11 protein-coding genes are annotated in these 13,261 nt (G+C 43.9%); 5 read left to right on the top strand and 6 right to left on the bottom strand.

Annotated features, from left to right (window positions below):
• Positions 1 to 29: 29 nt before the first annotated feature.
• The 4 genes from atpA (at position 30) to B6N13_RS07425 (ending at position 4,406) form a co-directional block, all read left to right on the top strand.
• Positions 30 to 1,574 (top strand): F0F1 ATP synthase subunit alpha, encoded by a 1,545-nt coding sequence (atpA, locus tag B6N13_RS07440; protein ID WP_012072124.1) that lies wholly within the window; start codon positions 30 to 32, stop codon positions 1,572 to 1,574.
• An 82-nt stretch (positions 1,575 to 1,656) separates the two neighbouring features.
• On the top strand, positions 1,657 to 2,517 hold the full coding sequence (gene atpG / locus B6N13_RS07435) for a F0F1 ATP synthase subunit gamma (protein WP_012072123.1): 861 nt from the start codon (positions 1,657 to 1,659) through the stop codon (positions 2,515 to 2,517).
• Positions 2,518 to 2,546: 29 nt separating this feature from the next.
• Entirely contained in the window at positions 2,547 to 3,923 is a 1,377-nt protein-coding gene (gene atpD / locus B6N13_RS07430) for a F0F1 ATP synthase subunit beta (RefSeq protein WP_012072122.1), read from the top strand.
• Between the two features lie 63 nt (positions 3,924 to 3,986).
• Positions 3,987 to 4,406, top strand: coding sequence for a F0F1 ATP synthase subunit epsilon (locus B6N13_RS07425; RefSeq protein WP_012072121.1), 420 nt, complete (start codon positions 3,987 to 3,989; stop codon positions 4,404 to 4,406).
• Between the two features lie 83 nt (positions 4,407 to 4,489).
• Here B6N13_RS07425 and B6N13_RS07420 read toward each other — a convergent pair whose 3' ends face one another.
• Positions 4,490 to 5,230 (bottom strand): helix-turn-helix domain-containing protein, encoded by a 741-nt coding sequence (locus B6N13_RS07420; RefSeq protein WP_012072120.1) that lies wholly within the window; start codon positions 5,228 to 5,230, stop codon positions 4,490 to 4,492.
• A gap of 110 nt (positions 5,231 to 5,340) precedes the next feature.
• On the opposite strand from B6N13_RS07420, the gene tcdA reads away from it, so the two are divergent.
• Entirely contained in the window at positions 5,341 to 6,120 is a 780-nt protein-coding gene (gene tcdA, locus B6N13_RS07415; protein ID WP_012072119.1) for a tRNA cyclic N6-threonylcarbamoyladenosine(37) synthase TcdA, read from the top strand.
• A gap of 92 nt (positions 6,121 to 6,212) precedes the next feature.
• On the opposite strand, the gene B6N13_RS07410 is transcribed toward tcdA, so the two are convergent.
• From B6N13_RS07410 to B6N13_RS07390, 5 genes are all read right to left on the bottom strand, one after another.
• A complete protein-coding gene (locus tag B6N13_RS07410; protein WP_169458984.1) occupies positions 6,213 to 7,967 on the bottom strand; it encodes a M14 family metallopeptidase in 1,755 nt (584 codons plus the stop codon).
• Positions 7,964 to 8,815: an ABC transporter permease gene (locus tag B6N13_RS07405; protein WP_012072117.1), complete on the bottom strand. Its 852-nt coding sequence runs from the start codon at positions 8,813 to 8,815 to the stop codon at positions 7,964 to 7,966. The genes B6N13_RS07410 and B6N13_RS07405 overlap by 4 nt, the downstream gene beginning before the upstream one ends.
• A 7-nt stretch (positions 8,816 to 8,822) precedes the next feature.
• Positions 8,823 to 9,746: an ABC transporter permease gene (locus B6N13_RS07400; protein WP_012072116.1), complete on the bottom strand. Its 924-nt coding sequence runs from the start codon at positions 9,744 to 9,746 to the stop codon at positions 8,823 to 8,825.
• A 93-nt stretch (positions 9,747 to 9,839) separates the two neighbouring features.
• Entirely contained in the window at positions 9,840 to 11,369 is a 1,530-nt protein-coding gene (locus B6N13_RS07395; protein WP_100636232.1) for an ABC transporter substrate-binding protein, read from the bottom strand.
• 45 nt (positions 11,370 to 11,414) lie between these two features.
• On the bottom strand, positions 11,415 to 13,247 hold the full coding sequence (locus tag B6N13_RS07390; RefSeq protein WP_348981526.1) for an ABC transporter ATP-binding protein: 1,833 nt from the start codon (positions 13,245 to 13,247) through the stop codon (positions 11,415 to 11,417).
• Positions 13,248 to 13,261: the final 14 nt, after the last annotated feature.

Genomic DNA, 13,261 nt, shown 5'->3' with positions numbered 1-13,261 from the left:
AAATCGAAACCAGGGTTGAGGAATTTAGCATGCAGCAACTGAATCCATCTGAGATCAGCGAGATTATCAAGAAGCGCATCGAGAACCTCGATGTATCTTCTGATGCCCAAAATGAGGGCACAATTGTCAGCGTGGCAGACGGTATCGTTCTGATCCACGGCTTGGCAGATGTTATGTACGGGGAAATGATTGAATTCCCTGGTGGTGTTTACGGTATTGCTTTGAACCTAGAGCGTGACTCTGTAGGTGCAGTAGTACTTGGTAAATACCAAGACCTTGTAGAAGGTCAAAAAGTGAAATGTACAGGTCGTATATTGGAAGTTCCAATTGGTCCTGAATTGCTTGGTCGTGTTGTTGACGCATTGGGTAACCCAATCGACGGCAAAGGCGCTATCAATGCAAAACTAACTGATAAAGTTGAAAAAGTGGCTCCTGGCGTTATTGAACGTCAGTCAGTTGATCAACCGATTCAAACTGGTTATAAAGCAATTGACGCTATGGTGCCAATTGGTCGTGGTCAACGTGAGTTGATCATCGGTGACCGTCAGATTGGTAAGACTGCATTAGCAATCGACACCATTATTGCTCAGAAAGATTCTGGCATTAAGTGTGTGTACGTAGCGATTGGTCAAAAACAATCTACTATTGCTAACGTCGTGCGTAAGCTTGAAGAAGCTGGCGCAATGGAATACACCACTGTAGTAGCAGCTGGCGCATCTGATCCAGCAGCAATGCTTTACATAGCGCCATACACTGGCTGTACTATGGGTGAATATTTCCGTGACCGCGGTGAAGACGCGTTGATCATTTATGATGATTTGACCAAGCAAGCTTGGGCTTACCGTCAGATCTCTTTGCTTCTTCGTCGTCCACCAGGTCGTGAAGCCTACCCAGGTGACGTATTCTATCTTCACTCTCGTCTTCTTGAGCGTGCATCACGTGTAAACGTTGATTACGTAGAGAAATTCACCAATGGTGAAGTGAAAGGCAAAACTGGTTCTTTGACCGCATTGCCAATCATCGAGACTCAAGGTGGTGACGTATCTGCATTCGTACCAACCAACGTTATCTCCATCACAGATGGTCAGATATTCTTGGAAACGAGCTCGTTTAACGCCGGTATTCGTCCAGCGATGAACGCAGGTATTTCGGTATCTCGTGTAGGTGGTGCAGCACAAACTAAGATCGTCAAGAAACTTGGCGGTGGTATTCGTCTTGCATTGGCTCAGTACCGTGAATTGGCGGCTTTCGCTCAGTTCGCATCTGACCTAGACGAAGCGACTCGTAAGCAGTTAGAGCACGGTAAACAGGTTACTGAACTGATGAAACAAAAGCAGTTCTCTCCTATGTCTGTAGCTGATATGGGCGTAGTTCTTTACGCTGCTAATGATGGCTTCCTTGAAGATGTTGAAACAAGCAAAATTGGTAGTTTTGAAACTGCTTTGTTGAGCTACATGAACAGTGAACACACTGATCTTATGGCTGACATTAACAAAACTGGTAATTTTAACGGCGAGATTGAAGCGACCTTTAAAGCGGCAATCGAGAAGTTTAAAGCGACGCAAACTTGGTAATGAGTTTGGTGACAAGCAATTAAAGCTTGTCACCACTTTCTTGCAGTTTGTGAAATAACATTCTCACAAGGGCAGTTCTATTATGGCAGTCGGAAAAGAGATACGTACTCAGATTTCGAGCATTAACAATACGCGTAAAATTACTCGTGCTATGGAAAAAGTAGCTGCAAGTAAAACGCGTAAAGCTCAGGATCGTATGGCCGCTTCTCGTCCGTATGCGGAACGAATTCGCCAAGTAGTTGGTCATTTGGCCAACGCGAATCCTGAGTATAAACACCGTTACCTTACCGAGCGTGAGGCGAAGCGTGTTGGTTATATCGTAATCTCTTCTGATCGTGGTTTATGTGGTGGTTTGAACGTTAACGTGTTCAAAAAAGCCATTAGAGATATGAAACAGTTTGCTGATACTGGTGTTGAAATCGACATCTGTGCAATCGGTAGTAAAGCCGTTTCATTCTTTCGTAACTACGGCGGAAATGTAACAGCAGCACACACAGGCTTAGGTGATGCACCAAAAGCTGACGACCTAGTCGGTAGTGTTAAAGTGATGCTAGACGCATTTGACGAAGGTCGCATTGATCGTCTTTATGTGGTTTCAAATGAGTTCGTGAATACCATGACTCAAAACCCGACGGTTGAGCAACTTTTGCCTTTAAAAGCGGAAGAGAATACAGAGTTAAAGCACCACTGGGATTACATTTATGAACCTGAAGCCGTTGAAATTTTGGACGAATTATTGGTTCGCTATATTGAATCTCAAGTATATCAGTCAGTGGTTGAGAATATTGCGTGTGAACAAGCAGCTCGTATGCTTGCGATGAAAAACGCAACAGACAACGCCGGCGATATCATTGATGAATTGCAGTTGGTGTACAACAAGGCTCGTCAAGCAGCGATTACTCAGGAAATTTCTGAGATAGTCAGCGGCGCGGCAGCGGTTTAAGGTATTTAGGTATTTAAGAGGATCCGAACATGAGTAGCGGACACATCGTACAGGTTATTGGCGCGGTTATGGACGTGGAATTCCCACGTGATAGCGTGCCAAAAGTATATGATGCCCTGACCATTGAGGGTAAACAGTTGGTGTTGGAAGTTCAACAACAACTAGGCGACGGTATTGTTCGTACCATCGCAATGGGTTCCACTGACGGTATTAAACGTGGCTTGGTTGTAGAAAATACAAACAAACCAGTTTCTGTGCCAGTTGGTACTAAAACACTAGGACGTATTATGGACGTTCTAGGTAATCCGATTGACGAAAAAGGCCCAATCGGCGAAGAAGAGCGTTGGTCAATTCACCGTTCTGCTCCTTCTTATGCTGAGCAGTCTTCTAGCAACGAATTGCTAGAAACGGGTATCAAGGTTATCGACCTTGTTTGTCCTTTCGCGAAAGGTGGTAAAGTTGGTCTGTTTGGTGGTGCCGGTGTAGGTAAAACCGTAAACATGATGGAACTTATCCGTAACATCGCTATCGAACACAGCGGTTACTCTGTATTCGCAGGTGTTGGTGAGCGTACTCGTGAAGGTAACGACTTCTACCACGAGATGACTGACTCGAACGTAATCGACAAAGTATCTCTTGTATACGGCCAAATGAACGAGCCACCAGGTAACCGTCTACGTGTTGCTTTGACTGGTTTGACTATGGCTGAGAAGTTCCGTGACGAAGGTCGTGACGTACTTTTCTTCGTAGATAACATCTACCGTTACACGCTTGCTGGTACCGAAGTATCTGCATTGCTAGGTCGTATGCCATCTGCGGTAGGTTACCAGCCTACACTTGCTGAAGAGATGGGTGTTCTTCAAGAACGTATCACCTCTACTAAGACTGGTTCTATCACGTCTGTTCAAGCGGTATACGTACCTGCGGATGACTTGACTGACCCTTCTCCAGCAACAACGTTCTCTCACTTGGACGCAACGGTTGTATTGTCTCGTGACATCGCATCTTTGGGTATCTACCCAGCGATCGACCCACTTGATTCTACTTCTCGCCAGCTTGACCCACTTGTTATCGGTCAAGAGCACTACGACGTAGCGCGTGGCGTACAAATGGTATTGCAACGTTACAAAGAATTGAAAGACATCATCGCAATCTTGGGTATGGACGAGTTATCTGAAGAAGATAAACAAACGGTTAACCGTTCTCGTAAAATCCAGCGTTTCTTGTCTCAGCCTTTCTTCGTAGCAGAAGTATTCACTGGCTCTCCAGGTAAGTATGTTTCTTTGAAAGACACTATTCGTGGCTTTAAAGGCATCTTGGATGGTGAGTTTGATGACCTTCCAGAGCAAGCGTTCTACATGATTGGTAGCATCGACGAAGCTGTCGAGAAAGCTAAGAAACTTTAACCATCACGCGTAGCAAAAGCGTTGTAAGGCGCTTTTGCTAAGTATGACTAAGAGAGGCAACTTATGGCTATCACAGTACACTGCGATATCGTAAGCGCTGAGCAAGAGATTTTTTCCGGTACGGTTCAATCTCTTGTGGCTGCAGGCAGCTATGGCGATTTGGGCATTATGCCTGGTCACGCGCCATTGTTGACGACTCTGCAAGCAGGTCCTGTTCGTGTGGTTAAAGAAAATGGTGACGAAGAGGTAATCTTCGTGTCCGGTGGCTTCCTAGAAGTTCAACCGCACCGCGTCACCGTCTTGGCTAACACAGCCACTCGTGCAAGAGATCTGGACGAAGAGGCGGCACTAAAAGCTCAGGAACATGCTAAAGAGCTTTTGGCTAACCAAAAACCTGACGTCGACTACACTCGTGCGACAGCGGAACTAGTGGAAGCTATGGCCCGTTTGCGTACTATTCAGCAGTTCCGCAATAACAAATAAGCGGTAATATTGAATTTGAAGTCAAAAAAAGCAGCTTTCGAGCTGCTTTTTTATTGGCTGAAATTCCGCTTGCTCGATTGGTTTTAAAGCATCTTCCACAGAGTGTCGAAAATAATCTGTTGTGCTTTGGCTATGTCTTTAGATTCCAATACCACGGCGGAAGGAAAGTTGTTACTGGCTAGTGAGATGATGGCACATTTGGGCGGATAGATTGCTATGTAGCTGGCATCCACAGAACCTTCTGTTTTAATCCACTTACGTTCCGATAATTGTGCTTCTTCACCACCATCGCCAAGCGCGATCACTTTTACGTTAATGCCGAGCTTTACTCGTTGCTTGGTGTAGTTAGGAAATGGGCGGTACAAAAAGGGACGAATGGGTTTGGATGAAAACACGCAATATTCTTTGTGGTCTTGTTGCGAGACCACGTTTAAAATATCGCGCAACACCCACTCAATACCATCATCGCCTTCATAATAACGCACATGGGTTTGGTGATAATCTGGCTGTTGTTGGTGTAGGTTCGGAATAATCGTATTTTTAAGATTGTCGATGGTTTTGTCTAAGCGGTTGCGTTTTTCTTCCGCGAGATTCAATAAAATATCGGGATTTTCTGCGGTAAACAGTCGGCGTTTTCCCTTTGGAAAATAGCTAACAATCCCTTTGCTTTGTAACTGCTTTAGTGACTCATAGGCTGTTCCGCGATTGATGCCACTATGTTCGGCAATATCTCGAATAGAAGAAGGTCCGAGCTTTAATAACGTTTGATAAAGTTGCGTTTCCCTTGGTGTTAAACCAAGCATTTCAAAAGCTTGCTGAATCATAGCGCTCACAGTACAGAATGATTGATAGAGTTAAATTCCAATTTTCTAAGTGCAAGAATACACGTATTAGCATTAAAAGCGCAGGGTAGACCCTTCGCGAGGAGATAAAAGTGTCAAATGATCAACGCTTTGGTGGCATTCGCCGTTTGTATGGACATGCCGCCTATGAATACTTCGCTCAAGCTCATGTGTGTGTCATTGGCATTGGTGGTGTTGGTTCTTGGGCTGCGGAAGCTTTGGCGCGCTCAGGCATAGGTAAAATTACACTGATCGATATGGACGACGTATGTGTCACTAATACCAATCGCCAAATTCATGCGTTGGATGGCAACATAGGAAAGGCCAAAGTAGAGGCCATGGAGGAGCGGATAAAGTTGATTAATCCTGATTGCCAAGTGACTTGCATTGAAGACTTTATCACTCCCGAAAACATCCCAGAGCTGCTTTCAGAGCCATTTGATTATGTCATTGATGCGATTGACAGCTTAAAGCCAAAAGCCGCTCTAATCGCTTGGTGTAAGCGCAATAAGCGAAAAATCATCACGGTTGGTGGTGCTGGTGGTCAAATTGATCCAACACAGATTCAAATTGCTGATTTATCGCGTACAGAGCAGGATCCCTTGGCGGCTAAATTACGTAATTTCCTTCGTCGTCATTATAATTTTTCACGTAATACCAAGCGTCGTTTTGATATTGAATGTGTGTACTCTTTAGAACAATTGAAATACCCACAGTTGGATGGCACAGTTTGCGAGCAGCGCCAAAAAGGGGATACAGAAACCAAGATGAATTGCGATACCGGTTTTGGTGCTAGCACGGTTGTCACGGCCACGTTTGGTTTTGTGGCTGTCAGTCGAGTATTGGAAAAACTGGCGCAGAAGGCGAATTAGTGAAACGAAGATTAATAATTTGAAGCAAGATGGTAACGAACGGTTTTAGACATTAGGCCGGACAGGTCACGCTTGTCCGGCCTAGATATTTGTTATTGATTAGCAGACAGTAACTGATGCACTTCATAAGCCGCTAGAACAGTAGCTGTTTGTACGTCGTGGCCGGTAATGAAGTGTTCTCCATAGATAGTTTCATCGGGATATTCAGTAATAAGCTGCATAGGAATGTCTTCTTGTTTACCTTGAGAAATCAGGCAAGGGAAGCTGTTTATTATGCGAAAGTTAGTTTCTCCTGCATGCTTTCTATATAGCTCAACCTGTTCATTATTGAAAGCTAATACACCTGGGATTTTAATCAGCTTTAAAGTGACTAGGTGTGCGAACTCTTCTGCATAAGTTGTCCATTTTTTATCGGCGCTGTGACGTAAGATTAAGAAAAAACCTTTCGGTATAGTCCACATATCAAAACCACGAGGAACGTAGCCAGAAAGCGGGCGAGTCCATTCGTGAGATGGATAACCATGTAGGTTGATATGCAACTGTGCTTGGCTTATTTCTCGTGCTTTATGGCGGATCTCTTTTTCATAAAGTTCCCCTTTTACTCGATACTCTAAATCATCCCCTAACGCAGTATAGCGAGCTGCATGATGCATATGATGAGGGTTGTCTTTGATCAACCTCTGATGCAGAGCGTAGCCATCAGGGTTTTCTAATGGCGAGATAGTAAAGTGGCTGTCTTTTTGATGATTAAGAATTTGAGCAGCACGTAGGGTACCAACCACACCGGTTGTTTCATTGGCATGCTGTCCGCCACTGATCATGACAGGGAAGTCTGTACCTTTATGATAGCGAGCACTGACTTTTCTCCCTGTAATTGTGTTGGCGGTAAAAGTATCACCGATTATTTTTGCTAGCTCTACTTCTACTTGCTCCATACTGATCGGAGTTTCAGCAACTTCTAGAGTCTGCTGTCCTGTTGAATATTGTATTTGATAAGGTCGTGTTTCGACTTTGATAGTGAGGTTTTTTTCAGTGGTATATCCTATCTCTGGTACGATCTGACCTGGTTTGCCCTCTCTTTCATTAGGAAGATAACCTGCTTTGGTTTTAAACCATTCCTGCAATGAAAAATAAAAATCTTCATGTAGGGCTTCACTTAAGCTGATTACTTCTTGTTTGTGTTCCAGTTTCTGCGCTTTCCAAGGTAAACATACTTGGATATTAAGCTCTTCAAAATATGGTTCGGAACCTGTCCAAGCGTATTGTGAAATAGCCCTCATACCCTCTAAGAACAAAGATTCATAATCAGTAACAAGGCGCTCGTTAAACGCTAGTTTGCCTTCCGAATCCGTTACCTTTAGCCAACCTGTTGGTGATAGATGAGTTTGGCCGATAAGATCTAGGTGCAGATGATTAGGAGCAAAAACCTTATGCTGTGTTTGTACTCCCGTCGCTGATCGTAAAATGACTTCATAACATTCGCTTGATTTCGGATTGGCAATGAAATGAATGTTTGCTTTACCGACTAGAGTAGAAAGAGGATATGACTCAAGTAAAAAACGTTTCTCTGAAGCGGCTTCATGCGTAGGATAATGCACTTCAATACGTGTGATTTGGCTCGATAACACATCAATATCTTCTAAAAAGAAGTGTAATAGCGGCTTATAGGCACTGCGTAGTTTAGCTTTTACTCCGCAATCTAATAGCGCTGCCTCAGCTTGTAAGCGATGTGTTTGATCGGCAAAGACCCAAGCTTCAATAAGTTGTCCTTGATACTCAGGCTTGCCAAATTGTTCGACTAACTTGTGAGTTGTTTGCGTAATGTTAGTGGAGAAAATATGAGTCATCGTGAAGTCCTACCGGTTGGATCAAGGCTGTCACGAAGCCAATCTCCCAAAAGGTTCAATCCTAGAACGGTTAACAAGATAGCAAGGCCCGGGAAGACGCTGACCCACCAAGCATTTTGAATATAAGTACGGCCATCAGCGAGCATACCGCCCCAGCTTGGCGTTAATGGATCAACACCAAGACCTAGAAAGGTCAAACTACTTTCTAGCAAGATGTTGTTTGCCACATTAAGTGTCATTAAAACAATGACGGGACCAATAAGGTTAGGCAGTAAGTGACGGAACAGAATACTAAAGTGGCTTACGCCAATTGCTTGTGCGGACTGGATAAACTCACGATCACGAAGAGATAGAACCGAGCCGCGTACTAATCTTGCGTACTGAACCCATTGGGAAATGATCAATAGAAAAATCATATTCGCTAAACCACCACCGACAATAGCGATAAAGGTAATAGCCAAAAGAATAAATGGCATTGCAAGCTGAACATCCGCAAAGCGCATGACAATTACATCCCAGAAACCACGATAGTAGCCTGAGACTAATCCCATAATGACGCCGAATATTACAGCGCCAGCGACAGATAAAAAGCCGACTTGAAGAGAAATCTTGCCACCAGACACAACTCGGGCCATAACATCTCGACCTAGAGGATCTGTACCAAAAAAATGGCCTACATGAGTAAACGGCTCTAGTAAGCGGGCAGATAAATTGATTTTATCGGCTCCGTGAAACAGAAAGTCAGAAAACACGACTAAAAAACAAATACTTCCGGTCAGTAAAATACCGAGAATAAACTCTAAGCTTTTATAGCGAGAAAAAGAGGCACTAAAACGATTCGCTGACATAGTGTTATTACTCCGTACGAATGCGTGGATCGATCAAGCCATACGCAATATCAACCAACAGGTTAACGCTCACGATAAGCATGGAGAGGATGGTGATAACGGCTTGTAGTACTGGATAGTCACGGCCACTTACTGCATCGAAGGCAAGAGTGCCAAGACCTGGCCAATTGAATACGCGTTCAATAATGACTATCCCGCCTAATAGCCCACCGAATTGCAGACCAAAGTAGGTAATCAGTGGAATCGCACAATTACGCAAAGCGTGTTTATAGAGCACTTTGTTTTCGCTAAGACCTTTTGCTCTAGCGACCATTATGTATTGTGCTTGAAGGGTTTCAAGCATAGACGAGCGAACCAGACGAACATTGGTTGCGGTCAGAATAATCGCCATTGTAATAGCTGGCATTAAGAAGCTAGTAAAGCCATCCATACCACTTGGTGGTAACCACTGCAGCCAAATAGAAAATACCAAGACCAACATAAGTCCTAACCAAAAGTTTGGAAATGACAGACCAATTAATGACAAGATGCGTATGGTTTGATCAGCCCATTTACCTTTTGATACAGCAGCTTTGATACCTAGGGGAATGGAAATAGCGATAGACACAAACATAACGGATGCTGCAAGCATTAGCGTTGCTGGTAAGGATTTGCTGATAAGTTCCGATACTGGCGTTCCACCCATGAAACTACGACCAAAATCGAAGCTAAATAAGCCTTTAAGAAACTCAAAATACTGAACAAAAAAGGGCTTATTGATGCCTAGTGCTTCTCGAATTAACATCAGATCGGCTTCGGTCACACTACCTGCACCTTGAGTCAGCATCAAAGCTGGATCTCCTGTTAAACGTATAGCAAAAGCAACGATTAAGGTGACTGCAAGTAGTACAAATACTGCTTGCAGAAATCGTTTCATTAAAAAGTTCGCCATGACTTTTCCTTTTAAAAACAATGGGCATTACTCAGCGATTAATCGACTGAGCAATGCTGCTTACTTTAGTTAGCTAAGATTAAGTAGAAGAGCTTATTCGACAGTTACATCGGTTAAGCGCAAACGACTATCGGGTACAGGAGTAAAGTTCTTCACTCTTTTAGACACACCGAAAATAGCATTTAAGTTGTACAGTGGCATTTCCAAGGCGCGGTTTGCCGTGTAGTTAGCAATAGACTGCAGTATCTCTTCTCGCTTAGCATGATCTGTAATAGAGCGTTGAGACTCTAATTGTTTGTCTAGCGTTGGATCGCTGTCGTATGGATTCCACTTTTCGCCTGTGTGGTACATGAAATACGCTGTATTGTCGTAATCCAGTGTCCATCCACCCCAAGATTGTTGGAACATTTCGCCTGTCTTACCTGCAGGAATAATGTCATTGAGCAGCACGTTGGTTTCATAAGGTTTAATCGTGGCGTTTAGACCGACAATTTGTAGATAGCTGGCAACGGCTTGGGAGACTTCATTAAATGTGGCGTCATTACCACGGATATCGATTTGAATCTTGGTGCCTGGTTTAATGCCTGCTTCTTTAAGAAGCTGCATGGCTTTGTTTGGATCATAAGGCAGCGGCTTCATGGATGGATCGTCACCAAATGAAATAGCACTTTGGAAACTAGCAATTTGAGCTGCTTGACCACCTAAAATGGAATCAATGATTGCCTGACGATCTACACCATAAATCAATGCTTTACGGACTTTTTCGTCTTTGGTAATGCCATTTTTAGTATTGAAACGTAATGCGTATACCGTAGGGCTGATGGTGGTAGCCACTTTAAGATTTGGATCTTTTTCAATCGTGGTAATCATTCCAATTGGAATTGTTGGCGGAATGACCAAATCAACGCGTCCAGATTGCAGCTCGGCAACCGCCGTAGACGGTTCGCTGATAAAGCGATAATTGAGGTTTGTTAATTTCGGCGCGCCACCCCAATGGTCCGTGTAGGCCTCTAGTTTGATACCGACTTTTGGCTCGTAAGAAGCAAATTTAAATGGCCCAGTACCAACCGGATGCGTATTGAAAAAGTCTTCACCTTTTTCTTGAATGTATTTTGGCGGCACTATCATGGCACCATAACCTGCCAGCTTGGTAAGTAATACAGGATCCGCCGCTTTTAGATGGAAGTCGACAGTATAGTCATCAATGACTTCGACTGAATCAATCGCGGAATAATTGGAACGCTGTGGGCCTTTTTTACCTTCATCACCCATTAAGCGATCAAAAGTAAATTTCACGGCTGCAGCATTAAAGTCTTCGCCATCATGGAATTTAACACCTTGGCGTAATGTAAAACGAATACGCTTTCCGTCATCCAACTGCTTCCAAGAGGTAGCAAGTCCTGGTTGTAATTTTAGGTCTGGACCACGATAGGTTAAACCATCATAGATATTGGTTGCGACGGAAGCCCAATTAACTAAAAATGTGTCGATTGGGTCCCAACTCCCCGGATCTTGTGGTGAAGATACGGTTAATGTATTGGCAAAGCTTAAACTTGCAGCGGTTAAGCTGCTGGTAATAGCTAGGGTTTTTAATACCGTCCCTAATGATTTTTTACTGTTCATTTTCAACTCTCCGTTCTTTTGTGATAGTTGGATAAATTGTTATTTTTATGAAGCGTCAGCCACAAAATGTCCTGGCGCGATTTCTTTGTGTGGTAGGATGCGAGGCTCGTCTCCTACACGTCTAACAGGGCTTGGAATTTCGCCACTTAAGCGACCTAAATCACGCTTAATGGTTGGGTCAGCAATAGGCACAGCGCTGAGTAAACGTTGTGTGTAGGGATGAGATGGAGTTTCAAGAATTTGCTGGCGAGAGCCTAATTCAGCGACTTGTCCCAGATACAGTACAGCGACACGATGGCTCATTTTTTCGACTACTGCCATATCGTGACTGATAAACAAATACGCGATGCCGTGTTCTTCTTGTAGCTCCATAAAGAGGTTGATGATCTGTGCTTGGATAGATACATCAAGAGCAGATAACGCCTCATCAGCAATGATCAGTTTAGGGTTTGAGGCAAGTGCTCGAGCAATACAGATACGCTGACGTTGACCTCCTGAAAACTGATGAGGATAGCGTTTTGCGTGTTCGGCGGTTAATCCAACTCGCTCTAATAGCTCATGGACTCTTTTCTGAATGTTCTTTTCACCGCGAATTAAGTCGTGGGTTTTAATAGGTTCAGCAATAGAGAAGCCAATGGTTTTTCGTGGATCAAGAGACGCTAGCGGGTCTTGGAAAATGTATTGAATTTCCTGACGTAAACGCTGCTTATCAGCTTTACTCATTGTGGCAAATGGATTGCCTTCAAAGCTAATATCACCGCTGGTGGCTTTTTGCAGTTGTTGAATGGTTCGGCCTATTGTTGACTTGCCTGAACCTGACTCGCCGACAAGAGCGAGTGTTTCGCCACGAAAAATATCAAAGCTGACTTTTTCTACGGCATGTACACGATGCGTAACGCCGCCAAAAAAGCCTTTCTTGCTATCAAAGCGAGTGACTAGATCTCGTACCGATAACAGAGGTCCGTCATTATATCGAGCGGTATCCTGTATTTTTTCTTCACCTATTACGCGTGGATTTTCGCCATCCATCACGGTAATTGGAAAGCGTTTTGGAAAGTCTTCGCCAGCCATACTGCCTAGCTTTGGAACCGCGGATAATAAGGCTTTGGTATAAGGATGATGAGGGTTGGCAAACAGCTCTTTCACTGCGCCTTGCTCAACTTTTTTACCTTTCCACATGACGACAACGTCGTCCGCTATTTCGGCAACGACACCCATATCATGAGTGATAAAAATCACCGCCATGTCGAGCTCTTTTTGCAAGTCATTAAGGATGGTTAAGATTTGCGCTTGAATGGTGACATCAAGTGCTGTTGTCGGCTCGTCGGCAATCAACACTTTTGGACGGCAAGCTAACGCCATGGCGATCATAACTCGTTGGCGCATACCGCCAGATAGTTGATGAGGGTAACGTTTAAGCATATCTTCGGCGTCAGGGAGACGAACCATTTTTAATAACCTGATACTTTCTTCAATGGCTTCGTCTTTGGTGACTTTTTTGTGCAAAGACAGAGATTCTGAAATTTGATCGCCAATAGTGAAAACTGGATTTAAAGAGGTCATTGGTTCTTGAAAAATCATCGCAATGTCTTTACCACGGATTGAGCGCATTTCTTTTTGCGAAAGCGAGAGCAGATCCACTTCGCCTTTTTCAGTGGAGAAGAGTATGCGACCAGTTGGGTAGCTAGCGCCGGTACTTTCAGCTAAGCGCATAATAGATTGAGACGTAACAGACTTCCCAGATCCAGACTCTCCAACGATGGCGAGTGTTCGGCCAGCCATGACAGAAAAATTAAGATCATCAATAACGCGAGATTGACCGAATTCCACCGATAAATTTTCGACGGTCAGTATTGGAGCGGATGAGATGTCTGTCACTAAATAATCCTTAC

The organism is Marinomonas sp. UCMA 3892, from assembly GCF_012726345.1.
GTDB lineage: Bacteria > Pseudomonadota > Gammaproteobacteria > Pseudomonadales > Marinomonadaceae > Marinomonas.
Note: the sequence above shows the minus strand (reverse complement) of the source record. Positions and strands in the feature narration are given on the sequence as shown.

Coding starts and splice junctions, on each gene's coding strand:
- atpA (WP_012072124.1), top strand. CDS start 30: ATGCAGCAACTGAATCCATCTGAGATCAGCGAGATTATCAAGAAGCGC.
- atpG (WP_012072123.1), top strand. CDS start 1,657: ATGGCAGTCGGAAAAGAGATACGTACTCAGATTTCGAGCATTAACAAT.
- atpD (WP_012072122.1), top strand. CDS start 2,547: ATGAGTAGCGGACACATCGTACAGGTTATTGGCGCGGTTATGGACGTG.
- B6N13_RS07425 (WP_012072121.1), top strand. CDS start 3,987: ATGGCTATCACAGTACACTGCGATATCGTAAGCGCTGAGCAAGAGATT.
- B6N13_RS07420 (WP_012072120.1), bottom strand. CDS start 5,230: ATGATTCAGCAAGCTTTTGAAATGCTTGGTTTAACACCAAGGGAAACG.
- B6N13_RS07410 (WP_169458984.1), bottom strand. CDS start 7,967: ATGACTCATATTTTCTCCACTAACATTACGCAAACAACTCACAAGTTA.
- B6N13_RS07405 (WP_012072117.1), bottom strand. CDS start 8,815: ATGTCAGCGAATCGTTTTAGTGCCTCTTTTTCTCGCTATAAAAGCTTA.
- B6N13_RS07400 (WP_012072116.1), bottom strand. CDS start 9,746: ATGGCGAACTTTTTAATGAAACGATTTCTGCAAGCAGTATTTGTACTA.
- B6N13_RS07395 (WP_100636232.1), bottom strand. CDS start 11,369: ATGAACAGTAAAAAATCATTAGGGACGGTATTAAAAACCCTAGCTATT.